Source organism: Burkholderia sp. EMB26 (genome assembly GCF_024730645.1).
Classification (GTDB): Bacteria; Pseudomonadota; Gammaproteobacteria; order Burkholderiales; family Burkholderiaceae; genus Burkholderia; species Burkholderia cenocepacia.
This window is the reverse complement of the sequence record NZ_CP078072.1, coordinates 315,689-337,142: the sequence shown is the minus strand read 5'-3', so window position 1 is coordinate 337,142 and position 21,454 is coordinate 315,689. Positions and strand designations below refer to the sequence as shown.

General features: G+C 67.9%; 20 protein-coding genes. 10 read left to right on the top strand and 10 right to left on the bottom strand.

Annotation, left to right across the window (positions count from 1 at the left end; all coding sequences use genetic code 11):
• The first annotated feature begins 38 nt into the window (after window positions 1-38).
• Complete coding sequence (locus KU887_RS31885; protein ID WP_058903896.1) at window positions 39-578, top strand: AidA/PixA family protein; 540 nt, start codon at window positions 39-41, stop codon at window positions 576-578.
• A gap of 72 nt (window positions 579-650) precedes the next feature.
• Here the strand turns inward: KU887_RS31885 and KU887_RS31880 are convergent, their stop codons facing one another.
• Together KU887_RS31880 and KU887_RS31875 are read right to left on the bottom strand one after the other, a co-directional pair.
• A complete protein-coding gene (locus KU887_RS31880) occupies window positions 651-1,592 on the bottom strand; it encodes an ABC transporter substrate-binding protein (protein WP_034204003.1) in 942 nt (313 codons plus the stop codon).
• Between the two features lie 96 nt (window positions 1,593-1,688).
• On the bottom strand, window positions 1,689-2,810 hold the full coding sequence (locus KU887_RS31875; protein ID WP_006483186.1) for a TauD/TfdA family dioxygenase: 1,122 nt from the start codon (window positions 2,808-2,810) through the stop codon (window positions 1,689-1,691).
• 405 nt (window positions 2,811-3,215) lie between these two features.
• Here KU887_RS31875 and KU887_RS31870 point away from each other — a divergent pair, with 405 nt between their 5' ends.
• Together KU887_RS31870 and KU887_RS31865 are read left to right on the top strand one after the other, a co-directional pair.
• Window positions 3,216-4,658 carry an MFS transporter gene (locus KU887_RS31870; protein WP_062911711.1) on the top strand — a complete coding sequence of 481 codons (1,443 nt, stop codon included), beginning with the start codon at window positions 3,216-3,218 and terminating at the stop codon, window positions 4,656-4,658.
• Between the two features lie 51 nt (window positions 4,659-4,709).
• Window positions 4,710-5,978 (top strand): ATP-grasp domain-containing protein, encoded by a 1,269-nt coding sequence (locus KU887_RS31865; protein WP_048985972.1) that lies wholly within the window; start codon window positions 4,710-4,712, stop codon window positions 5,976-5,978.
• A gap of 17 nt (window positions 5,979-5,995) precedes the next feature.
• Here KU887_RS31865 and KU887_RS31860 read toward each other — a convergent pair whose 3' ends face one another.
• Window positions 5,996-6,871, bottom strand: coding sequence for a LysR family transcriptional regulator (locus tag KU887_RS31860; RefSeq protein ID WP_006491158.1), 876 nt, complete (start codon window positions 6,869-6,871; stop codon window positions 5,996-5,998).
• 166 nt (window positions 6,872-7,037) lie between these two features.
• Between KU887_RS31860 and KU887_RS31855 the strand changes: the two genes are divergently transcribed.
• Window positions 7,038-7,982: a hypothetical protein gene (locus KU887_RS31855; RefSeq protein ID WP_006493813.1), complete on the top strand. Its 945-nt coding sequence runs from the start codon at window positions 7,038-7,040 to the stop codon at window positions 7,980-7,982.
• Window positions 7,983-8,019: 37 nt separating this feature from the next.
• Complete coding sequence (locus tag KU887_RS31850; protein ID WP_059723837.1) at window positions 8,020-9,228, top strand: acetyl-CoA carboxylase biotin carboxylase subunit family protein; 1,209 nt, start codon at window positions 8,020-8,022, stop codon at window positions 9,226-9,228.
• Here KU887_RS31850 and KU887_RS31845 read toward each other — a convergent pair.
• The gene (locus KU887_RS31845; protein ID WP_212127161.1) at window positions 9,212-10,414 is read right to left on the bottom strand and encodes an MFS transporter; all 1,203 of its coding nucleotides are present in this window, start codon (window positions 10,412-10,414) and stop codon (window positions 9,212-9,214) included. The genes KU887_RS31850 and KU887_RS31845 overlap by 17 nt on opposite strands.
• 95 nt (window positions 10,415-10,509) lie before the next feature.
• On the opposite strand from KU887_RS31845, the gene KU887_RS31840 reads away from it, so the two are divergent.
• A complete protein-coding gene (locus tag KU887_RS31840) occupies window positions 10,510-11,403 on the top strand; it encodes a LysR substrate-binding domain-containing protein (RefSeq protein WP_258258787.1) in 894 nt (297 codons plus the stop codon).
• Between the two features lie 150 nt (window positions 11,404-11,553).
• Here the strand turns inward: KU887_RS31840 and KU887_RS31835 are convergent, their stop codons facing one another.
• From KU887_RS31835 to KU887_RS31825, 3 genes are all read right to left on the bottom strand, one after another.
• Window positions 11,554-11,787, bottom strand: coding sequence for a DUF3887 domain-containing protein (locus KU887_RS31835; RefSeq protein WP_258258786.1), 234 nt, complete (start codon window positions 11,785-11,787; stop codon window positions 11,554-11,556).
• Between the two features lie 108 nt (window positions 11,788-11,895).
• Window positions 11,896-12,798, bottom strand: coding sequence for an NAD(P)-dependent oxidoreductase (locus tag KU887_RS31830; RefSeq protein ID WP_258258785.1), 903 nt, complete (start codon window positions 12,796-12,798; stop codon window positions 11,896-11,898).
• A 56-nt stretch (window positions 12,799-12,854) separates the two neighbouring features.
• Entirely contained in the window at window positions 12,855-14,183 is a 1,329-nt protein-coding gene (locus KU887_RS31825) for an MFS transporter (protein WP_034203994.1), read from the bottom strand.
• A gap of 365 nt (window positions 14,184-14,548) precedes the next feature.
• Here KU887_RS31825 and KU887_RS31820 point away from each other — a divergent pair, with 365 nt between their 5' ends.
• The 4 genes from KU887_RS31820 to KU887_RS31805 all read left to right on the top strand — a co-directional run bounded on the left by KU887_RS31820 (window position 14,549) and on the right by KU887_RS31805 (window position 18,515).
• Window positions 14,549-15,469 (top strand): LysR family transcriptional regulator, encoded by a 921-nt coding sequence (locus KU887_RS31820; protein ID WP_258258784.1) that lies wholly within the window; start codon window positions 14,549-14,551, stop codon window positions 15,467-15,469.
• Between the two features lie 296 nt (window positions 15,470-15,765).
• Window positions 15,766-16,869, top strand: a complete 1,104-nt coding sequence (locus tag KU887_RS31815; protein ID WP_006493819.1) for a tartrate dehydrogenase — start codon at window positions 15,766-15,768, stop codon at window positions 16,867-16,869.
• 3 nt (window positions 16,870-16,872) lie between these two features.
• Window positions 16,873-18,321, top strand: a complete 1,449-nt coding sequence (locus KU887_RS31810; protein ID WP_058903887.1) for an aldehyde dehydrogenase family protein — start codon at window positions 16,873-16,875, stop codon at window positions 18,319-18,321.
• Window positions 18,322-18,386: 65 nt separating this feature from the next.
• Window positions 18,387-18,515, top strand: coding sequence for a hypothetical protein (locus tag KU887_RS31805; RefSeq protein WP_006498067.1), 129 nt, complete (start codon window positions 18,387-18,389; stop codon window positions 18,513-18,515).
• A gap of 45 nt (window positions 18,516-18,560) precedes the next feature.
• Here the strand turns inward: KU887_RS31805 and KU887_RS31800 are convergent, their stop codons facing one another.
• From KU887_RS31800 to KU887_RS31790, 3 genes are all read right to left on the bottom strand, one after another.
• Complete coding sequence (locus KU887_RS31800) at window positions 18,561-19,298, bottom strand: transporter substrate-binding domain-containing protein (RefSeq protein WP_258258782.1); 738 nt, start codon at window positions 19,296-19,298, stop codon at window positions 18,561-18,563.
• Window positions 19,299-19,506: 208 nt separating this feature from the next.
• Window positions 19,507-20,418, bottom strand: coding sequence for an ABC transporter ATP-binding protein (locus tag KU887_RS31795; RefSeq protein WP_062885980.1), 912 nt, complete (start codon window positions 20,416-20,418; stop codon window positions 19,507-19,509).
• Between the two features lie 45 nt (window positions 20,419-20,463).
• Complete coding sequence (locus KU887_RS31790) at window positions 20,464-21,438, bottom strand: ABC transporter permease (RefSeq protein ID WP_048985962.1); 975 nt, start codon at window positions 21,436-21,438, stop codon at window positions 20,464-20,466.
• Between the last annotated feature and the right edge of the window lie 16 nt (window positions 21,439-21,454).

Genomic DNA, 21,454 nt, shown 5'->3' with positions numbered 1-21,454 from the left:
GCCGCCCGTGCCGCTCCCTTGTTGCGGAGGACGTGCTCATGTCTGGTGTTCGTTGCGATGGTCTCGCGATCGTCGACGCCGTCACGCTGCTGTCGGCCTACCCCGATGCGAGCCGGGACGCCGACGCGCCGACCGTGATCGACGGCCGGCACATCTACGTGTTGCGCCCCGGCGACGCCGGGCAGGTCGGCCACAACGACAACCGGCTCTTTGCCGGCCTGTCGCCCGGCGACCAGCTGCATTTGCGCGAAACCGCGCTGGCGCTGCGTGCGGAAGTGACCGTGCTGTTCATCCGGTTCGCGCTGAAGGACGCCGGCATCGTCGCGCCGATCGAAGCGGAAATCCGCGACGCCGCCACCCCGGTGCCGGACGGCGACGACCTGCTGCATCCGTCGTGCCGGCCGATGAAAGACCATTTCTGGCGCAGCGAGGTGCTGGCCCCGGGCATCACCACGTGCACGGCCGATTTCGCCGTGCTCGATCGCGACGGCGCCGTATCGGGCTACTTCCGCTGGGAAACGGCGATCGAGATCGCGGGCAGCCGGCCGGACACGAAACAGGCCGGCGTCGAACCGTAGCCGGATCGCAACCGCCGTTTCACGGTGCAGCCGAACGGCGGCCGATCACGCAAGCGCCGCCGCGTGCCGTGTTCAGGTGCGCGGCAACCCCGGCGGATTGGTCTGCGACCGGTCGATCGCCTCGGCATCCAGCCGCCAGTGATCGAGCGCTTTCCGGTAGCTGCCGTTCGCGATCAGCGCATTGATCGCGAGCGTCAGCGGCTCGGCCAGGCCGCTGCCCTTGCGGGTCGTGATCGCGATGTCCGCGGTGCGCGGCCAGCCGCCGCTGACGGTGCCGATCAGCTTCGCATCGCCGCGCAGCGACGCCTGGTACGCGAGCATCGAGTTCACGCTGAAGATCGTGTCGACCCGGCCCGACTGCAGCGCGACCCACCGCTCGGCCGCATCCGCGTAATACTGGATCTCGACCGGCGCGAGGCCGCGCGCGACGTTCTGCCGGTTCCATTCGAGCAGGATCTTTTCCTGGTTCGTGCCCGAATCGGTCACGACGCGCAGCCCGGCGACATCCTTCGGCTCGCGGATCGCGGCCAGCCTGCTGCCGGTTTTCACGTAAAAGCCGAGCTGGTCCTTGCGGTAGGTCGAGAAGTCGAACTTCTCCTTGCGCTGCTCGGTGACCGTCACGTTCGAGATCACCGCGTCGACCTTGCCGGACTGCAGCGCGAGCGGCCAGTCGGCCCACGCGAGCGGCACGATCTTCAGCTTGCGGCCGAGGCTGTCCGCGATCAGTTGCGCGAGATCGGGATCGAAGCCGACCACCGTGCGCGCGTCGGTCGCATAGGTACTGAGCGGCGGCAGGTTCGGCGCGATGCCGATCGTCAGCGTGTTCGCTTCGGCAAACCGGAAACCGGCCGGCAACGCCTGCTCGACCGCCGGGTTCACGGCGCCGCGCTGCCGGGCCGGCTGCTCGGGGCTCAGGTCGAACGACGCGGCCTGCGCGGCGAAGGCGCTGCCGGCGATCAGCGCGGCAGCCAGCAAGCGGGCAACGTGTGTCACGGGAAAAGCGTGGCTTCTCATGTCTGGTGGAATCCCTTTTTATTCGATGATGCGTGGCGCACGCGCGGGCGGCGGTTCGGTGACGTTGCGCGTACCTTGCCGCCCGGCCCGGCTCCTTTATGCAGGCGTCGCTTCGAGTTCGACCGCGGCCGCACGCCGCGGCGCCGGTTGCACGACGGGCGCCGGCTGCCTCGCCTGCGCCGACTCGCCCGCATACAGCGCCTTCGGGTCGAACACGCGCGCCTGCAGCGGCGTGAACGCACGGAAATTCCACAGGCTGCGCGCGACGAACACACGCTGCACCCAGCGGAACGCGCGATCGTTCTCGTCGTACTGCGGGTCGAAGCGGTCGCGCGAATGCAGCGTGAAGTGGTTGTTGATCAGCACCAGCTTGCCCGGCGACACCTGCACGCCGAACGACACCTCGCGCACCGCGCGATACAGGTTGGCCAGCGCTTCCTGCGCGCGCGGGTTGACCGCCAGCACCATGTCCGGATAGAACGCGACCGTCACGCGCGGCGCATCGAGCGGCCCCGACAGCACCGCGCTCAGGTCGGTGTTGTCGCGCGGCGTCGGCGCCGCGCCGCGCCACCGGTACGGCACGCGGATGATGTAGTGCTCGCCGTAGAGTTGCGCAATGTCGTCCGGCGACAGCAGTTGCAGCGCGCGACGCGCATCGGCGAGCCGCGTGTACGGGCCGCCGCCCGCCTCGCTGCGCACGCCGAGCAGCAGCAGCGCGAACGGCGACGTGTCGCCTTCCGGCATGTGCGCCTGCGCGGCGTTCTCGATGTGGAAGTCGAGCTCGACCTCGGATCCCAGGCCCGTGTAGTCGCGCGCGGTCGCCTTGTGCGGCGTCAGGTTGTTCACCAGCTCGCGGCCTTCGTGCGCGATCGAGTACGGCTCGCCGGCCAGCGTGCTCAACGCGACCAGCACGTTCTCGCTCAACACGCCGGCCTTGAACGAGCGGCCGGTTTCCTCGAACCGCGGGCTGCCCGTCACGCCGTCGTCGATCGGCAGGTTGTCGATCTCGATCGAGCCGTGCGCGTCGGCGGTCGGCGCCTTCGCCCGATCGAATGCGTCGACGACCCGGTCGGGAAACGCGTTGTAGGCGAGCTTGCGGACCGCGCTGATATAACCGGCGCCGCCGGCCGGGTCGTAGTCGAGCGCGCCGAGCGTCGCGCGGATATGAGCGGATTCCACTGCCGTCAAAGCGATGCGTTCATCTGCGAGATAGGTCATAGGTCTCTCGTATAAAGATCTGGTTCGAAGAGCGGCGTGGCATCACCGCCGCGCTCCACCGTCCTCGGGGCGAAGCGCTCGACAAGACTAGGAGACCGCCATTGCATTGCGAAATGATATTAATTCGATTGCAAACGAAAATTATCGATATAAGTTCAGCAATGCGGGCGGAACCGGTTCACGTCGTTTGCACCTTCCCTTAACACGAATACTTGTTAAAAAATCGCTGCTTATTATTTGTATTCGCCAACGGGTCGATGCTAGTTTTCTGTCGGATTCGACGATGCGGCCGGCGCCCGACGGGCAGCCGGCTTCCTCTATCCGCCCTACGGGAACCCGCCAGATGAATCGATACCGCCTGCCGCACCCGACGTCGCACACGTCCCGCCCGCACCGGGAGCCGCGATGAACGATCGCGCCCCGGCGCTCGACCGCGTCGACCATCCACCTGCCGCCGCCGCGACTGCGCCGCGTACGTCGCTGCGCGCCATCTTCCCGACCGTCGCGGCCGCGAGCCTGGGCTTCGCGATCGTCCAGCTCGACGTGACCGTCGTCAACGTCGCGATTCCGAGCCTCGGTCAGGCGTTCGGATCGAGCGTTCACGGGCTGCAGTGGATCGTCGATGCGTACACGCTGTCGTTCGCCGCGCTGCTGCTGACGTCGGGCACGCTGGCCGACCGCTTCGGCAGCCGCCGGCTGTTCGCGTACGGTCTTGCGCTGTTCCTGCTCGCGTCGCTCGGCTGCGCGCTCGCGCCGTCGCTGGCGGCGCTGGTCGCCGCGCGGGTCGCGCAAGGCGTCGGCGCCGCGATGATCCTGCCCACGTCGCTCGCGCTCATCACGCATGCGTGCGCGAACGACGCCGCCGCGCGCGTGAAAGCCGTCGCGTGGTGGAGCGCGACGGGCGGCGCGATCAGCGCGGCCGGCCCGACGCTCGGTGGCCTGCTGATCGATTCGCTCGGCTGGCGCGCGATCTTCTTCATCAACCTGCCGATCTGCGCGCTCGGGCTGTGGCTCACGCTGCGCCACGTGCGGGATTCGGCCGCCGCGCGCACCCGGCTGTTCGATCCGGCCGGCCAGATCGTTGCGGTACTCGTGCTCGGGTTGCTGACGGGCGGGATCATCCGCGCCGGTGCGCACGGGATCAGCGACCCGCATGCGGCCGGCGCGCTGCTCGCGTCGGTCGCACTCGGTGCGCTGTTCGTCGCGATCGAACGGCGCGTGGCCGCGCCGATGCTGCAGCTCGCGTTCTTCCGGATCGCCCGCGTGCCGGGCGTGCTCGCGATCGGCGCGATCACGAATGCGGCGTTCTACGGGCTGATCTTCTCGCTCAGCCTCTATTTCCAGAACGCGCGCGGCTTCACGGCGACCGAATCGGGGCTCGCGCTCGCGCCGCTCACGATCATCATGCTCGCCAATATCGCGAGCGCACGGCTCGCGGTCCGCTACGGGTTTCGCGCGACCGTGATCGTCGGGCTCGCCGTGTCGCTCGCCGGCTACGTGTGGCTGTGGCAAACGCTCGCCGCGCACACGCCGTATGCGCTGCTGGCGCCCGGGCTCGCGGCGATGGCGGTCGGCGGCGGCATCGCGATTCCCGCGCTGACGTCGACGCTGCTCGGCAGCGTCGAGGCCGGCCGCTCGGGCACCGCGTCCGCGATTCTCAATACCGCGCGCCAGGTCGGCGCCGCGATCGGCGTCGCGGCACTCGGCGCGCTGGTCGCCGGCCAGGGCGCGGCCATCGTGGCCGGCGCCGCGCATGCGTTCGCCGTCGCGGCCGTGCTCGTCGCGATCTGTGTCGTGCTGGTCGTGCGCTGGCCCCGCGACACTCCCGTTACCGGCACGCGGGCCTGAGCGCGCTGCCGCACGACGTCCTTCAACCGCCCCCATCCGAGCGAGGAATCCATGCAGCATCGCTTCATCGATACCGTCCTGATCGTCGACGGCGCGTCGACCGCCGCCTATCTGGCCCCCGCGTTTCGCGCATACGGCATCCGTTGCGCGCATGTGATCAGCGACCCCGATCTGCCCGCAATCTACCGGAACCAGTTCGTGCCGTCCGACTACGTCCGCCAGGTCCAGCATCGCGGCGACATCGACGCGACGCTCGCGCAACTGGCCGACCTGCGGATCGGCGCGGTGCTGCACGGCCTCGACGCGGCGCTCGAGCTGGCCGACACGCTCGCCGAGCGGCTCGACGTGCCCTATCGCAACCCGCTCGCGACCTCCGCCGCACGACGCGACAAGTTCGCGATGAACGAGCGCATTCGCGCGGCCGGGTTGCGTGCGCCGGCGCACTTCCACAGCACGTCGGTCGACGAAGCGCTCGCTTGGGCGCGCGCGCAGGGCACGCTGCCGCTCGTCGTGAAGCCGGCGCGCAGCGCGGGCGTGACCGGCGTGAAGATCTGCCGGACGCTCGCGCAGGTCGAGGCCGCCGCGCGCGACGTGCTGGCGACCCGTTCGCTGTACAACCAGCCGAACGACGACATCGTGATCCAGAGCTATTCCGAAGGGCAGGAATACATCGTCGACTCGGTGTCGTTCGAGGGCCGCCATCGCGTGGTCAGCTTGTGGGAGGTGCATCGCGACCGCACGCACGCGCCGCGGCTCGACAAGATGCTGGTGCTGAACCATGCCGACCCGCGCTACGCACCGCTGCTCGACTACGCGGCCGACGTGCTCGACGCGCTGGACGTGCGCTTCGGGCCGACCCATCTGGAGCTGTTCGATACGGCCGACGGTCCGACGATCGTCGAGCTGAACGCGCGGCTGCACGGCAGTCTCGATCCACGGCTGACGAGCGCGGTCAGCGGCGAGAATCACGTGTCGGCCGCCGTCGAAGCGGTGCTGCATCCGGAACGGCTGTTCGGCGAGATCACCGCGCCGACGGATTTTCGCGGCTACTGCGGGCACGTGCTGCTGCTGTCGTCGCGCAACGGCGTGCTGCGGCAGGATTTCACGTGGCAGGCGATCCAGGCGCTGCCGTCGTTCGTCGGGCTCAAGCAGTGGATCAAGGTCGGCGACACGCTGCGCGTGACCACCGACCTGCAGACCGCCCTCGGCACGGTCGGCCTGTACAGCCCGACCTTCGAGCGGCTGCTCGAGGATTGCCGGCGGATTCGCGAAATCGAGGCCGACTTCTTCGCGGACGAACGCGCGGTCGCGCCGGCCTAGGGCCGGATCGTCTCGCGTCAGCGCGCGAGCAGCGCACCCGCCTGCCGGCCGAGCACCGCGCGCAACGCGTCGAGTTCGGGCAGCGCGGGCGCTTCGTCGGGCGTGACGAGATAGGTCGTCACGCTGTCGAGATCGTCGAACGCGTGCGTGCGCAGTTCCTTGCGCGCCACGTGCTCGGTCGTGATCCGTTTCGGCAGGATCGCGACGCCCATCCCGGCCGCCACGCAGCCGAGAATCGCGCCGAACGTGCCGAACGACGACACCGACTCGATCGCGACGCCGCGCGCCTTCAGCCAGTGTTCCGCGACCGCGCGATACGGACAGCCGTCGTGAAACGCGAGCAAGCGCACCGTGTTGTCGGCCAGCAACTGCCGGCGCGTGACGGTCGCCGCGCTCACCAGCACCATGTCTTCCGCGAATGCGGGCTCGTAACGCAGCCCGGGCCGGACAACCGCGCGAGCGGTCAACGCCGCGTCGATCCGGCCGCGCAACAGCGCCTCGGCCAGATCGGGCTCGCTGCCGATCTGCACCGCGAGGCCGAGCGCCGGGTCGCGCTCCTTCAGCGCGGCGGCCAGCGCCGGCAGCCGCGTGGCGGCGGTGCTCTCCATCGATCCCAGCCGGAAGCTGCGGGCGACCGGCGTTTCGCGCACCACCTGCGTCGCTTCGTCGACGAGGCGCAGGATGCGGTCGCAATACGGCATCAGCCGGCGCCCGGCGTCGTTCAGCACCAGCCGCTTGCCGTGCCGGTCGAACAGCGGCGCGTCGAGCGACTCTTCGAGCTGGCGCAGCCGCGCCGTGACGTTCGATTGCGTGCAGCCGAGCCGTTCGGCCGCGCGCAGCGCGCTGCCTTCCTGCACGACGGCCCGGAAAGTTTCGAGCAGAGGGATGTTCATATCGGTTTCTCTTGTTACCGATTCAGTTTATATCATTTTACTTCGCCAATCATCCGGATTAGCCTAGCGGGTATTCCCTGCCGGCCGGCCCTTTTCAAGGAATCCGCATGCCATTCGCTGCCTGCTTCGGCTTCACCCCCGTTCGCCGCCGGCTCGAGGTTCGTCCGTGCGCGCACTGATCGCCGCGCTGGTGCGGCGTGGCCCGACCGTGCTCGCGTGCGGCGTCGGCCTCGGGCTGCTGGTGCCGCCGCTCGCGGCGCTCGCGCGGCCGTTGATGCCCGTTACCGTGTTCCTGTTCGTGCTCGGCACGCTGCTGCGGGTCGAGCCGAGCGCGGTGCGCGCGGTCGCGCGGCGGCCGGCCGTGTCGCTGCTGCTGCCCGCCGTGACGATGATCGCGTGTCCGGTCGCGCTCGGCATCGCCGCGCGGCTCGCCGGCCTGCCGTACGACTGGGTCGTCGCGCTGGTGATCGCATACTGCGCGCCGCCGTCGAGCGGTACGTCGACGATCGCACGGATGCTGTCGCTCGACGCAAGCGTCGCGCTCGTCGCGACCCTCGCGTCGATGGTGTTCGTGCCGCTGACCGCACCGCTGTTGACCGCGTGGTTCAGCCACGACGCGGCCGTGTCGATCTCGCCGTCGAGCCTCGCGCTGCGGCTCGCGCTGCTGATCGGCAGCGCCGAGGGCGTCGCGCTGCTCGTGCGCCGCCTTGCCGGCGCGCGGCTCGCGCGCCATGCGACGCCGATCGACGCAATCGTCGTCGTCGCGCTGCTGATATTCGCGCTCGGCACGATGGCCGGCATGCAGCAGTCGATCATCGACGCACCGCACCGCGCACTGGCCGCGATCGCCGTTGCGTTCGCCGTCAACGCGGGTTTCCAGATCGTCGCGTACGGGCTCACGCCCGGCGACGTCCGCACGCGCCTGAACGTCGCGCTGATCGTCGCCAACCGCAACGTCGGGCTGATGTGGGCCGCGCTCGGGCTGGCCGCCACGCCGACCATGGCGCTCGTGTTCGCGTGCGCGCAGTTGCCGATCTATACGTTGCCGCGCGTCGTCCAGCATCTGCTGCCGCGCCTCGAAGCCCAGCGCCTGCGCAGGCGCGCACGCTAGCCGGCTTTCCTCTTCCGCCCTCGATCAAGGATTCCTCATGAAGCGACTCATCGTGATCGGCGCACGCGCCACCGGCAGCAGCATCGCGCTGGTGCGCGGCGCCCTCGCACGCCAGGTGGCCGTGACCGTCGTCACCGCGCCCGGCCATCGTCTCGACGGCGTGTTTCCGGACGGCGTCGAGACGGTCAACCTCGCGCCCGACGCCGGCCAGCTCGCCGGCTGGCTGCGCGCGCGCTATCCGGACGAACTCGACACGCTGCGCGTGACGACCGCGCACGACACCTATGCGCGCACCGCCGCGTGGGTCGCCGATGCGCTCGGGCTGCCCGGCCCCGATGCACGGCACGTCGCGCACGCGGTGTCGAAGTCCAACCAGAAGGCGCTGCTCGCCGCGCACGGCATCCCGGCCGCGCAGTTCGTCGCGGGCACGCTGGCCGCGCCGGCGGCGCTCGCGGCCGCGGCCGCGCCGTTGCGCTTTCCGGTCGTCGTCAAGCCAGCGGAAGGCTCCGCGAGCGACGGCGTGCGCCGCTGCGAGGACATCGCCGCCGTGCGCGCGCAGCTCGACGCGCTCGCTGCCGTGCGGGCCGATGCCCCGTCGCTTGCGACCGAACGCGTCGTCATCGAGGAGTTCCTGGACGGCAGCGAATACTGCGTCGAGTATTTCGACGGCCGCTATGTCGGCGCGCTGCGCAAGCTGAAGCGGCATGGCGCCGGCTTTCTCGAACGCGGCTATACGTCCGAACTCGATCTCGACGCCGACACGCTGCGCGCGCTGATCGACGTCGGCACGCGTGCGACGGCCGCCGCCGGGCTCACGTGGGGGCCCGTGCATCTCGACTGCATCGTGCATGATCGCGTGCCGCACGTGATCGAACTGAACCCGCGTATCGCGGGCAGCTTCATCTGCGACATCGTGCGCGACGGGTACGGCTTCAACGTGGTCGAAGCGTTGCTCGACAAGCTCGACGGCAGGACGGTGACGATTCCCGCGCTGTTCGAGCCGCACGCGTATGCGCGCGCCGAATTCCTGCTCGACAGCGATCCCGGCGCGTGGCGCTTCGCGCAGGCCGGGGAGATCGACGACGGAGCGGTCAGGATCAGCTACGGACCGCAAGTGCTGCCCGATCGGGAGCGGCGTGCGTTTCTTTATGTGCGGGTGGCGTTGCCGGCCGGGTATGATCCCGCGGACAGCGCGGGAGCGGCGGGCGCGCGCGGCGAGTTGAAATCGACTACCGAGTCGGCCTGACTTCGGGCGAGCGAGATTTGCTTGCGCCGGCAGGCGGCGTCCCGCGCCAGAAGAAAAACACGAGCGCGCCCGCGATCGCCTGTGCGCCGACGACGAACGCGACGCAGCCCGCCCAGCCCCAGCGATTCCATGCGGGAACAGGCAGGACCGAGCCGAGACTTCCGCCAAGGTAATAGAAGGAAAGGTAGATGCCGATCGCCGTCGATCGTGCCCCGCGTGCCACCCGCGAGATGAACGCATTGGCCGACGCCTGCTCGACGAACACCGCGGTTGAACTGAGCGCGAGACCGGTCAGGATCGCACTGACGCTGCTCGACAGCGTGAGCAATGCACCGACGATCGCGAGCCCGGTCGCCGCAAGCGCGAGATCGCGCGGGCCGCGTTGCGCCGCGACGCGGCCCGCGAGCGGTGTGACGACCACCGCGACGAGAAATACCGCATAGATCGCGCCGATCTCGACCGTATCGAAGCCAAATGGCGCACCGGCCAGCCGCAGTCCGACAAACGTGAACGTCGCGACCTGCGATGCGAGCACGCATGCGCCGACCAGAAACGACGCCAGCAGCGGGCCGCGTGTCAAGAGCTTCCGGCGCGGCGTCGCCACGCCATCGCCATCGCCATCCGGACGCGCGACGCCGGACCTCGGCAGGCACGCGTGGATCGCGAGGCCCGTCGCGAGACACAGGAACGCGATGAAATCGAGCGCGTGACGCCAGCCGAACGCGGACGTCAGGATATTGGTCACGAAGCGCCCGGCGAATCCGCCGAGCGTCGTACCGGCGACGAACAGTGCGCTGACCTCCGTCGCCGCGTCGTGGCTGAAGATCTCGCCGATACAGGCGATCGAGATCGCGAAGATGAACGGCATCAGCATGCCCGCGGCAAAGCGGGCGGCGAGAAACGATGAAAAGTGCGCCGCGTGCCCCGACCACAGGACGGGAAGCGCACACACCACGGCGGCGCACGAAATGACCGTCCGGCGATCGAAGCGGGCGGCCAGCGTACCGACGAACGGAGCGATAATGGCAACCGCCAAGGTAGTGGCGCTGATGCCCTGGCCGGCCTGTTCGGCGCTCACGTTGAAGGCCGCGGCGAGTTCGTGCAGGATGCCCTGCGTCGAATAAAGATTGATAAATGCCGCGAACCCGCACAGGAAAAATGCGAATCGGATGGTTCTGTTGCCCACGGGTGATGCCCTCTCTGATGTGGGTGACAGTCTGACGAGCGGGCGGCACGCGTGCCAATACTGTTTTCGTGGCCATTGATACCGAAACGACAAAAATGCTCGACCTACGCCGCCTCCGCTATTTCGTGACCGTCGCCGAAGAATTGCACTTCGGACGCGCGGCGTTGCGTTTGCGTATCGCCCAGCCGCCTTTGACGCGCCATATCGCCGCGCTGGAAGCCGACCTCGGCATCCGGCTGTTCGAGCGGTCCACGCGCGCGGTGCAGCTCACGCCGGCAGGCGCGCTGTTTCTCGAACAGGCGAGAACCGTCGTTCATGCGGTCGACGAGGCGGAGGCGACCGCGCGCAAGATGGCGCAGGGTATGGTCGGCCGTGTCGTGATCGGCTATGCAAGCTCCATCCCGATGTCCGACGCGTTTTCGGACATCATCCGCAACGTGAGCCGCAGCATGCCGGAAGTCGAGTTGGCGTTTCGGGAGGTATCGACCGCCAGTCAGCGCCAGCAGATCGCCGACGGCACGCTGGACATCGGCTTCGGCTGGTCAACGGCGACGGCGTCCGGCGAGCGCATCCGCTCCCTCGTCGTGTCGCGGGAACCGCTCGTCGCCGCGGTGCCGGCCCGGAGCCGATACGCGGGCAACGCGACGATCGCGTTCCGCGAACTCGCGATGGAGAACTTCGTCACGTTCCCTTCCGGGTACGGTTCCGCGCTGAACGCCGCGCTCGAGGATCTGTGCGCGCATGAAGGCGTGACGCCACGGATAGGACCGACCGCGTCGCAGATCGCGACACTGGTGTCGCTGGTGGCGGCGGAACGCGGCGTCGCCATCGTGCCCGGCTTCACGTCGACGTTGCACCGCCCGGGCGTCGCTTACGTGCCGCTGGCGAGGCCGCACGTGCTCGAGCTGGTCGTCACGTGGTCCGAACCGTTTTCGTCGACCTGCGTCGAGCAATTCGTCGAGTTCGCCCGGTCGGTCGCGCCGGACTAGGCTTCCCGCTCCTGCTGCACGTACCACGATATCCGAGACGCATACGTTGACGTCGTACGTATGTGCATACGCTACGAGACCCGACTAAGCGGTGCACCATACGCGCGGCCGGAGCATGCGTGCGCACGGACGATTTCCGGATCGACCGGGCTATGTCCCGAAACGATCAAAGGTGGCGTGCATGGCTTCCAGGGCCCGTTTCCTCGGAATAGCCTGCTTCACGTTCTCGGCGAAGCTGTCGTAGATCGCATCGAACTGCTTGCTGTTGAAGCGCTGAATCGTGATCCTTTCGGCATCGTCGGCAATGGCCTTGTCATGCGAGTAATACCCGAGGTGCACCTTGGTCATGAGGAACAGGCCGACGCAGATCAGTACGGCTACCACGGCAGCAATCGATTTCGTTCTTTTTGTCATCGGTCATCGCACCCGCTACAAACGGGTTCCCGGATCTTTTCCGGCGATCCTGCCCCGCACGCACGATCGCCCGCCTCCTCAAAGCGACGCGCCGTCGTCGCGCGTGGGCCCCGCCATCAGCACATCGGTCAGTTTCAGCACCGGACAATGCGCGCCGGCCCCGGCAACGGCATCGCGGTACGTATCCGTGACGGCCGCCGCGATCGCATGGGCTGCATCGACGCCTTCGGCCATCGCCGAGTAGTACGACAGATCCTTCAGCGCATTCGCCATATGGAACGGCAGCGCGGACGTGTCGCCGGACTCCAGGAACGGACGCAGCCGGTTCAGCGCGGCGCCGCCGCCACCGCCGTTGGCGAGCACGTCGGCGAGCACCGCGACGTCCACGCCCGCGCGCTTCGCGCACGCGACGGCTTCCGACAGCAGCGCGATGGTCCCGAGCGAAACATAGTTGTGCAAAAGCTTCATGCTGTGGCCGGCCCCGACATCGCCGACGCGCGTGATGTTTTCGGCGAAGCACGCGAGCACCGGCCGGACCTCCGCGAACAACCCGGGCGTCGCGCCGACCAGCAGGTTCAGCCGGCCCTCGTGAGCCTCCCTGGCGCCGCGCGTCATCGGCGCATCGACGAAGCGCCCGTCTGCCGCTTCGACGAGCCGCGCCATCCGGACGGTCGACTCGGGAACCGCGGTCGAACAATCGACGACGATCGCGTTGTCCTTCAGGCCGGCCAACACACCGTCCTCGCCGGTGAGCACCGCTTCCACTTCGGGGGAACCCGTCACGCAGAGGATGACGACGTCCGCTTGCGCGGCCAGTTCGCGCGCGGTCCGCACGGTCCGGACGCCGCCCTGCAGCAGTTCGTCGAGCGGCTGGTTGCCCGGATGCTCGACGACCGTGAGCGGATAACCGTGCTTCAGCACGTTGCGCGCAATACCATGTCCCATCAAACCCACGCCGATCAGGCCAATCTGCTGTTTCATGTCATTCCCGTCAAAAAAGGCGCCGCGGCGCTGCGCCGCGGCGAACCGGATTGTCGTTACCGCTCGACCAGCCGCGCCGGCAGCAGCATCGTCAGAACGAGGCCCAGCAACAGGCACCCGACCATCAGGAACAGCGGCACGGCGAGATTGCCGGACAGCTGCTTCAGGTAGCCGACCGCATAGGGGCCGAAGAAACCGCCGAGGTTGCCGAACGAGCTGATCACCGCGATGCCCATCGATACCGACGCGGCGCCGAGCGCCGCGGTCGGCATGCTCCAGAACAGCGGCGGAAACGAGATGAGCCCCGCGTTCGCAATGCAAAGCGCGAACATCCCGAGCCACAGCTGATCGTGCCAGACGACCGACAGCCCGAGCCCCGTCGCGCCCATCAGCAAAAGCGTGGCGACGTGCAGCCGCCGTCCGCCGCGCCGGTCCGCGCTGCGCCCGAACAGGACCATCACGACCACGGCCACCGCGTTCGGCAGCGCGGCGAGCAGGCCGATCACGAAATCGCTGCCGATGCCCATCTGCTTGATCATCGTCGGCGCCCAGAACGTATAGCCGTAAATCGCGAAGACGTCGAGAAAGTAGATCACGCAGAACGCCCACACGAGCCAGCTCGAGAACAGGCCGCGGTGCGCGACGGACTCGGTCGTCGCGCGGTCTTCCGCCAGTACGCGTGCGAGGACGGCGCGCTCCGCGTGCGAGAAGCGCGCGCTGCGCGTGACGTCGTCGTCGAGGCCTTTCCATACGTACAGCGCGGCCAGGAATGCCGGCAGCGCCTCGAGAATGAAGATCCATTTCCAGCCCGGTATCTGCATCGCCCCGTCGAAATACTGCAGGATGAAGCCGGTCAACGGCGATCCGATCAGGCCGGCCAGCGCCAGCGCCGCGTAGAACATCGACAGGATCCGCGCGCGCCGCCGCCCCGGGAACGAACGCGCCATGTACAGCACGATGGCCGGGATGAAGCCGGCCTCGGCGACGCCGAGCAGGAAGCGCATCACGTAGAACTGCATCGGCGTGGACACGAACGCGGTCAATCCCGACACGATGCCCCACGACACGACGATCCGCGTGATCCAGCGCCGCGGCCCGACCCGCACCAGCAGCATGTTGCTCGGCACCTCGAAGATCACGTAGCCCAGAAAGAATATTCCGGCGCCGAAGCCGAACACCGCATCCGAAAAGCCCAGGTGCTGGCTCATCTGCAGCTTGGCGAAGCTGACGTTCACGCGGTCGATGTACGAAGTGACGTACGCGAACATCAGGATGGGCAGGATCTGCACGGCCAGCCGACGAAAGATCCGGTCCTCCTGCGCGAGGTCGTGCGCCGATGCCGGGGCGGCGAGGTCGCCCGGATCGCAGGTCGCGTCGATTTCCACGTTTGTCTCCGAAAGTTCATGGATGGCCCCGCGTGCAGTCGCTGTCGAGATAAGTGTGTGCGACAGGGGACCGTTCGAATCTACCGGCTGCCCCGGCCGCCCGATATGCGAAATCCTTCAAGCGGCACTTCGAATATCTCGAACGCATGCCCGCGCCGGCCATCGTACGGTGCAATGCACAAGCCACCGGAAAAACGGATTCTAGCGCCGATCGCCCGCGCGACACGGGCAGCCGCGGGATGATCGCGGCGTCGCGGTGTGCGGCGCACCATTCGCGGCCGCTCAGGGTTAGCACCACTTCGCCCGGCACCATGGAGCGCATCGATGGATGACATACTGGCCGCAGTGTCAACCGGAGTCCGCGCTTGTTCGATCTCACGTCCCTCGCCCTGTTCGTCCGTGCATCCGAGCTGGGCAGCCTGTCGCGCGCCGCGCAGCAGTCGCACATGTCGCTTTCCACCGCGAGCCGCCGCATCGCGCTGCTCGAGCATCACTTTCGCGTGGTACTGCTGAACCGCACGGTGGCGGGCGTCGAACTCACGCCGGCCGGCGAAGCGCTGTTGCGTCACGCGACCGACCTGCTGCTGCGCACCGATGCGATCTACAGCGAGTTGTCCGACTATACGAAAGGCGCGGTCGGCCGCGTCCGCGTCTTCGCGAACATCTCGGCGATCAGCCAGGATCTTCCCGATCAGTTGCGCGCGTTCTCGCAGCGCTATCGCGACATCAAGCTGCAGATCAGCGAACTGAGAAGCGCCGACATCCTGCAGGCGCTGCGCGAAGGCCGCGCGGACGTCGGGATCGTCACGTCGCGCACCGCGACCGAAGGGATCCATCTCGCGCCCTACTGCATGGACCGGGCCAGCGTGGTCGTGCCCGACGAATACCCGCTGACCGGCGAGTCGATCGATTTCAGCGCGTTGCTCGACCACGATCTGGTCGCACTCGACGACCGCTCGGAACTGACGCGCTCGCTCGTCAGGGAAGCGGCGCTGCTCGGCAAGTCGGTCCGCTTCCGCGTGCAGGTGCAGAGCTTCGAGGCGATGTGCCGGTTGATCGCCGCGGGGCAAGGCATCGGCATCCTGCCCGAGCGCGCGGTCGCGCTGTTTCGCGAACCGATGCGCCTGCGCTTCATTCGCCTGAACGATCCGTGGGCCAACCGCGTCATGTCGGTCGGCATCCGCGCGGGCGCCGTGCCGCTGCCGACGCGCAAGCTGTTCGAGTTCCTCGCGTCCTTCGCGCCGCCTTCGCTCGTGTCCGGCGAAGCCGGGCAGGCGGTCGACTGATACGCCGCCCCGCGCCCGCGCTCGCCGGCGTGTTGCAGATTTTCGAAGGTCCCGTTCGCGGATCCGCACTTCCTGCCCGCGCCTGCGAAGAAGTAGATTCGACGGACCGATTCAACAGTCCGCCGGTTACCGCAACGGAAGAGACGCAGGAGACACGGCGACGCGATCCGACGTGAGCGGTGCAGCGTCGCGTATCGCAGGTCGCGCGGCCGTTCGACGCTGCGCGGTTCACGCCGCTCCCCGTGTCAGCCCCTCCCGTGCGGGACGCCAGCTTCGTCATGGAGGCTTCCCGCCATATGAAGAACCCGCACCGCATCGCCGTCATCGCCGGCGACGGCATCGGCAAGGAAGTGATGCCCGAAGGCATGCGCGTGTTGCGCGCTGCCGCCGACCGTTTCGACATTCCGCTCGCGTTCGACGAGTTCGGCGACTGGTGTACTGATCACTACGTTCGCCACGGCACGATGATGCCGGCCGACTGGGCGCGGCAGATCGGCGCGCACGACGCGATCTTCTTCGGCGCGGTCGGCGCGCCCGATATCGTGCCCGACCACGTCGCGGTGTGGGAATCGCTGATCAAGATCCGGCGCGAGTTCGATCAATACGTGAACCTGCGTCCGGTGCGCCTGATGCCGGGCGTGCCCGCGCCGCTCGCCGGACGCCGGCCCGGCGACATCGATTTCATCGTCGTGCGCGAGAACACGGAAGGCGAGTATTCGTCGGTGGGCGGCCGGATGTTCACCGGGACCGACCGCGAAATCGCCGTGCAGCAGTCGGTTTTCTCGCGTGTCGGCGTCGACCGCGTGCTCCGGTTCGCGTTCGAGCTCGCCCGCTCGCGCCCGCGCAAGCAGTTGACGGCCGCGACGAAATCCAACGGCATCTCGATCACCATGCCGTTCTGGGACGAGCGCCTCGCGGAAATCGCGCGGTCGTTCCCGGACATCGAAACGCGCAAATATCACATCGACATACTGTGCGCACACTTCGTCCAGAATCCGGATCGCTTCGACGTCGTCGTCGCCTCCAACCTGTTCGGCGACATCCTGTCCGACCTCGGCCCCGCCTGTACCGGCACGATCGGCATCGCGCCGTCCGCGAACCTGAACCCCGAGCGCCGCTTCCCGTCGCTGTTCGAGCCGGTGCACGGCTCGGCGCCCGACATCGCCGGCCGCGGCATCGCCAATCCGATCGGGCAGATCTGGTCGGCCGCGTTGCTGCTCCAGCACCTCGGTCGCGGCGAATCGCGCTACGAAGCCGCGGCCGCCGAAATCGTCGCGGCGATCGAATCCGTGCTCGTCGCCGGCCCGCGCACCCGCGACATGGGCGGCACGGCCAGCACCGCGGAACTGGGCGCCGCGATAGCGCACACCATCGCGAATCCCGCATCGATCGAGGAATGACCCATGCAATGTGATCACTACATCGACAACGTCCGCGTCGCACCGACGACCGGCGAGCGGATCGACGTCGTCGACCCGAGCACCGGCGAAGCGTTCGCGACGATCGCGCGCGGCGATGCGACCGACGTGCAGCGCGCCGTTTCCGCCGCCCAGCGCGCGATGGGCGACACGCTCGACGGCCCGTGGGCGAAGCTGTCGCCGGTCGAGCGCAGCAACCTGCTGTTCGCGTACGCCGCGGCCGTCACGCAGCATGCGGACGAACTCGCGCAGCTCGAAGCGCGCGACACGGGCAAGGCGCTGAACACCGCGCGTACCGACGCGGCGGTGCTCGCGCGCTACCTTCAGTACTACGCCGGATGCGTCGACAAGCTGCACGGCGACACACTGCCCTACACCGCCGGGTTCACGGTATTGACGGTGCGCGAACCGATCGGCGTGACGGGCCACATCGTTCCGTGGAATTACCCGATGCAGATCTACGGCCGCTCGGTCGGTGCGTCGCTCGCCGCCGGCAATGCGTGCGTGGTCAAGCCGGCGGAGGATGCGAGCCTGTCCATTCTGCGGCTGGCCGAAATCGCGGCGGAGGTCGGCTTTCCGGCCGGCGCGGTCAACGTCGTCACGGGGTTGGGCGGCGAAGCCGGCGCGGCATTGTCAGCCCATCCCGGCATTCGTCACATCTCGTTTACCGGGTCGACCGGAACGGGCGCGCTGGTCGGGCGCGCGGCGGCCGAGCGTCACTGCCCCGCGGTGCTCGAGCTGGGCGGCAAGTCGCCGCAGTTGCTGTTCGACGATGCCGACCTCGACCAGGCGCTGCCGGTCATCGTCAACGCGATCGTGCAGAACGCGGGCCAGACCTGCTCGGCCGGCAGCCGCCTGCTCGTCCAGCGCACCGTCTACGAGCGCGTGCTCGATCGTCTCGCGCAGCAGTTCGCGCGGCTGCGTTCCGGGCCGCCGTCGATGAATCTGGAGATGGGGCCGCTCGTCAACGCCAGGCAGCATGCGCGGGTCCGGGCCATCGTCGAGCGCGCGCAGGCCGACGGCATTCGGGTGGCGGCGCGCGGCACCATCGCGGCCGGCGCATCGGGTTCGGGGTACTACCAGGAAGCGGTGCTGTTCCGCGACGTACCGCCCGACAGCGAACTCGCGCAGGAAGAGGTGTTCGGCCCCGTGCTCGCGGCCATGCCGTTCGACGACGAGAACGCGGCGGTCGCGCTCGCGAACGGCACGCAGTACGGCCTCGTCGCCGGCGTCTGGACGCGGGATGGCGCACGTGCGCTGCGCCTCGCGCGCAAGCTGCAGGCCGGACAGGTCTTCATCAACAACTATGGCGCGGGCGGCGGCGTGGAACTGCCGTTCGGCGGCGTGAAGGCAAGCGGATATGGCCGCGAGAAAGGCTTTGAAGCGTTGCTCGGCTTTACCGCGCTCAAGACCATCGCGATCAGGCACGATTGACGGCCACAACGGCGCGACGGCCTTCGGGCCGTCGCCGGGGAATCGCGATATCTCGGCTGACCATCGTGGGTGCCGGCCACGTCGGCAAGCGCTTCGGCAACCTGATCGTCGTGAACCGTGTCGTCGACGTGTTGCAGATCCACGATCGCGACATCGCGCGCGCTGCCGCCGCGGAATTCGTCGGCGCCGGCTGACCGTTCCATCATCCGTCGCGCGACGCTTGCCGGCCGAGTGCCGACCTATCCCGTCTGCAAGACGGCCGGATCGATCTCGCGCGCCGTCAGCCCGAATCTCGCCATGCGAGCGCGATGGTCCGGCGAGCCGAGATACGAGCGAAGTCGCTGATTGAACGCCGCCAGCAGATCCCCGTGTTCCCGGTTGAATGAAAACGCGCCCAGCGGAGGCGTCCGCGGGCTGCCGTCGACATCCGACTCGTGCGCGACGGCCTCGATCAGCGCGCTGCCTATCCGGCCCGCCACGATTCGATTCCCCAACGCGGTGCTCGCATACGCATCGACCACGCCGGAAAGAACGGCCGCGATCGCGTCGGCCTGCTGTTCGAAGACGACGATTTGCCGCCGGCTCACGCCCGCCGCGATCGCGGAATCGTGCTGGACCTGTCCGGCAATGATGCCGAGGCGCGCGTCAGGACGTTCGGCAATCGACGCATAACGCCTGAGTGCCTTCGGATTTCCCGGGCGAACCAGAAAACCGTCTCCGATCCCCCACACCGGCACGCTGAACGCGACGGTGTGGGCGCGCTGCGGCGTCACGAAGAGCGGCACGTTCATGTCCCAGTGACCTGATGCAACGCCGGGCAGCAATTCGCCGAACGTCGCCGGGCAATACTCGATCCGGGTCACGCCTATCTGCCGGAGGATCGTCGCCGCGAGTTCGAGATCGGCACCGGTCGCGGTGCCATCCGCTTCGGTCCAGCCGAATGGCGGTTCTTCGATGTACGCAATGGTCACCTTCATCGCTTTCTCTCGCAAGCCGAAGAATCGATCAGGAATGCATCAGCTTACCGTGGGAAGTCGAGGTCCAGTCAGCGTGGACAAAATTAATCCGGATGTAAGCAAGTTGGCGGCATTTTCCTGACGCCCCCGTCGATGCAGTCACCAACCCGAAACATCGCACGCCCGATGCGACTGGCGTTCTGGCGTGACGGCATGAGCCGGCGCCACGCTATTCGACGCTATCCGTCACGTCCGTCATCCGGATCATGTGCGGCTTGATGCCGTCGTCTTCGGCCGTCGCGGTCTCCTTCGGATGAATCAGCGCTTCGAGTCGCGCCTTCGTCGCGATGAACTCGGGCGTATTGACCTGCGAATAATCGCGCGGCCGCGGCACCGGCACTTCGATCAACTCCTGCACCCCGCCCGGATTCGCCTTCAGCACCAGGATCCGGTCGGCCAGAAAGATCGCCTCGTCGAGGTCGTGCGTGATGAACAGGATCGTCACGTCGATGTTGCGCCAGATGTCGAGCAGGTGCGTCTGCATCCTTGCCCGCGTCTGGGCGTCCAGCGCGCCGAACGGTTCGTCCATCAGCAGGATGCGCGGACGGTTCGCGAGCGCACGGGCAATCGCCACGCGCTGCTTCATGCCGCCCGACAACTGGTGCGGATACACGTCGGCAAAACGCGTCAGCCCGACGAGATCGAGCCACTGCAGCGCCTCGCGCTCGGCCGCGCCGCTGCTGCTGCCGTTCATGCGCAGGCCGAACATCACGTTCTTCTTCACCGTGAGCCATGGAAACAGCGTATAGCCCTGGAACACCATCCCGCGATCGGCGCCCGGCCCGTCGACCGGCTTGCCGTCGAGCAGCACGTCGCCGCTCGTCTGCGCGTCGAGCCCGGCGAGGATCCGGATCAACGTCGACTTGCCGCAGCCGGACGGGCCGATCACGCACACGAATTCGCGCCGGTGCGTGCGGAAACTGATGTCGTCGAGCGCGACGCACTCGCCCTGCGGCGTCGCGAAACGCTTGCCGACGTGTCGCACGTCGAGGATCACGTCGCGCTCCTTCAGCCGCGCGAAGCGCTCGCGCACCGCGTCGGATTGAATCAGGTAATCGGGGACGGCTTGCGGGTTCTGCATGATGCCCTCTGCGGAAATCGGTCGATGGGGACGTGGGAGCGGACGTCACGCTTTCAGCGTGCGGTCCCACGGAAAGAGCCGGCGGCCGAGCAGCCCGAGCACGATGTCGGTGCCGAGGCCGATGATCCCGATCATCAGGATCGCCGCATACACGTTGTCGAAATGCTGGTAGCGCGCCTGCTGGCTGATGTACCACGTGATGCCCGAGCTCGTGCCGACCAGCTCGGCGACGATCAGGTAAGTCCACGCCCAACCGAGCAGGATCCGCTGATCGCGATACAGGTCGGGCAGCACGCCCGGAATCACGACGTGCGTGAGCAGCTTCAGCTTCTTCGTGCCGAGCGTCATCGCGGCCTCGAACAGCCCGTATTCGAGCTTGCGCGTGGTGTTCGCGATGATCAGCACCTGCTGGAACAGCGTACCGATCACGATGATCGCGATCTTCGGCGCGTCATAGATGCCGAGAATCGCGACCATCAGCGCGCCGAACGCCGGCGCAGGCAGGTAGCGGAAGAACTCCAGGAACGGCTCCTGCAGCCGCGCGAGCGCACTGAAGGTGCCGCAGACGATGCCGAGCGGCACGCCGATCGCGGACGAAATCACGAAGCCCCAGAAGATGATGCGGATGCTGTGCCACAGGCTTTCGTGCAGCCACACGCCATCGCGCGACGCGGGCGGCGTCGTGAACGCCGTGTAGAACGCGCGCAATACCTGGTGCGGCGCCGGCAGGTAGACCGGATTCGCGCGCTCGCCCTCGGGCACTGCCGCGTGCGCCGCACGCGCATGTGCGAGCTCGTCGTCGAACACGTCGCGGTCGATCTGCATGCCGGTCTGGAAATAGTCGACGCTGCCCGGGTTCGTGATGCGCATCTGCGGATGCCAGATGAACGGGACGTAGCTGATCAGGCACCAGACGGCGAACGGCAGCAGGAAGGACGCCAGCCCGAGCGTCCATTGGCCGCGCGTCGTCAGCTCGCGGCGCACCGCGAGCCAGCCGGTCGTGTTGCGGGTCGTTGTCATCGGAATCTCCGTAGCG

What these genes read in the sequence shown, in the direction of transcription:
- KU887_RS31885 (WP_058903896.1), top strand. Translation starts at nt 39, where the DNA reads ATGTCTGGTGTTCGTTGCGATGGTCTCGCGATCGTCGACGCCGTCACG.
- KU887_RS31880 (WP_034204003.1), bottom strand. Translation starts at nt 1,592, where the DNA reads ATGAGAAGCCACGCTTTTCCCGTGACACACGTTGCCCGCTTGCTGGCT.
- KU887_RS31875 (WP_006483186.1), bottom strand. Translation starts at nt 2,810, where the DNA reads ATGACCTATCTCGCAGATGAACGCATCGCTTTGACGGCAGTGGAATCC.
- KU887_RS31870 (WP_062911711.1), top strand. Translation starts at nt 3,216, where the DNA reads ATGAACGATCGCGCCCCGGCGCTCGACCGCGTCGACCATCCACCTGCC.
- KU887_RS31865 (WP_048985972.1), top strand. Translation starts at nt 4,710, where the DNA reads ATGCAGCATCGCTTCATCGATACCGTCCTGATCGTCGACGGCGCGTCG.
- KU887_RS31860 (WP_006491158.1), bottom strand. Translation starts at nt 6,871, where the DNA reads ATGAACATCCCTCTGCTCGAAACTTTCCGGGCCGTCGTGCAGGAAGGC.
- KU887_RS31850 (WP_059723837.1), top strand. Translation starts at nt 8,020, where the DNA reads ATGAAGCGACTCATCGTGATCGGCGCACGCGCCACCGGCAGCAGCATC.
- KU887_RS31840 (WP_258258787.1), top strand. Translation starts at nt 10,510, where the DNA reads ATGCTCGACCTACGCCGCCTCCGCTATTTCGTGACCGTCGCCGAAGAA.
- KU887_RS31830 (WP_258258785.1), bottom strand. Translation starts at nt 12,798, where the DNA reads ATGAAACAGCAGATTGGCCTGATCGGCGTGGGTTTGATGGGACATGGT.
- KU887_RS31815 (WP_006493819.1), top strand. Translation starts at nt 15,766, where the DNA reads ATGAAGAACCCGCACCGCATCGCCGTCATCGCCGGCGACGGCATCGGC.
- KU887_RS31810 (WP_058903887.1), top strand. Translation starts at nt 16,873, where the DNA reads ATGCAATGTGATCACTACATCGACAACGTCCGCGTCGCACCGACGACC.
- KU887_RS31800 (WP_258258782.1), bottom strand. Translation starts at nt 19,298, where the DNA reads ATGAAGGTGACCATTGCGTACATCGAAGAACCGCCATTCGGCTGGACC.
- KU887_RS31795 (WP_062885980.1), bottom strand. Translation starts at nt 20,418, where the DNA reads ATGCAGAACCCGCAAGCCGTCCCCGATTACCTGATTCAATCCGACGCG.
- KU887_RS31790 (WP_048985962.1), bottom strand. Translation starts at nt 21,438, where the DNA reads ATGACAACGACCCGCAACACGACCGGCTGGCTCGCGGTGCGCCGCGAG.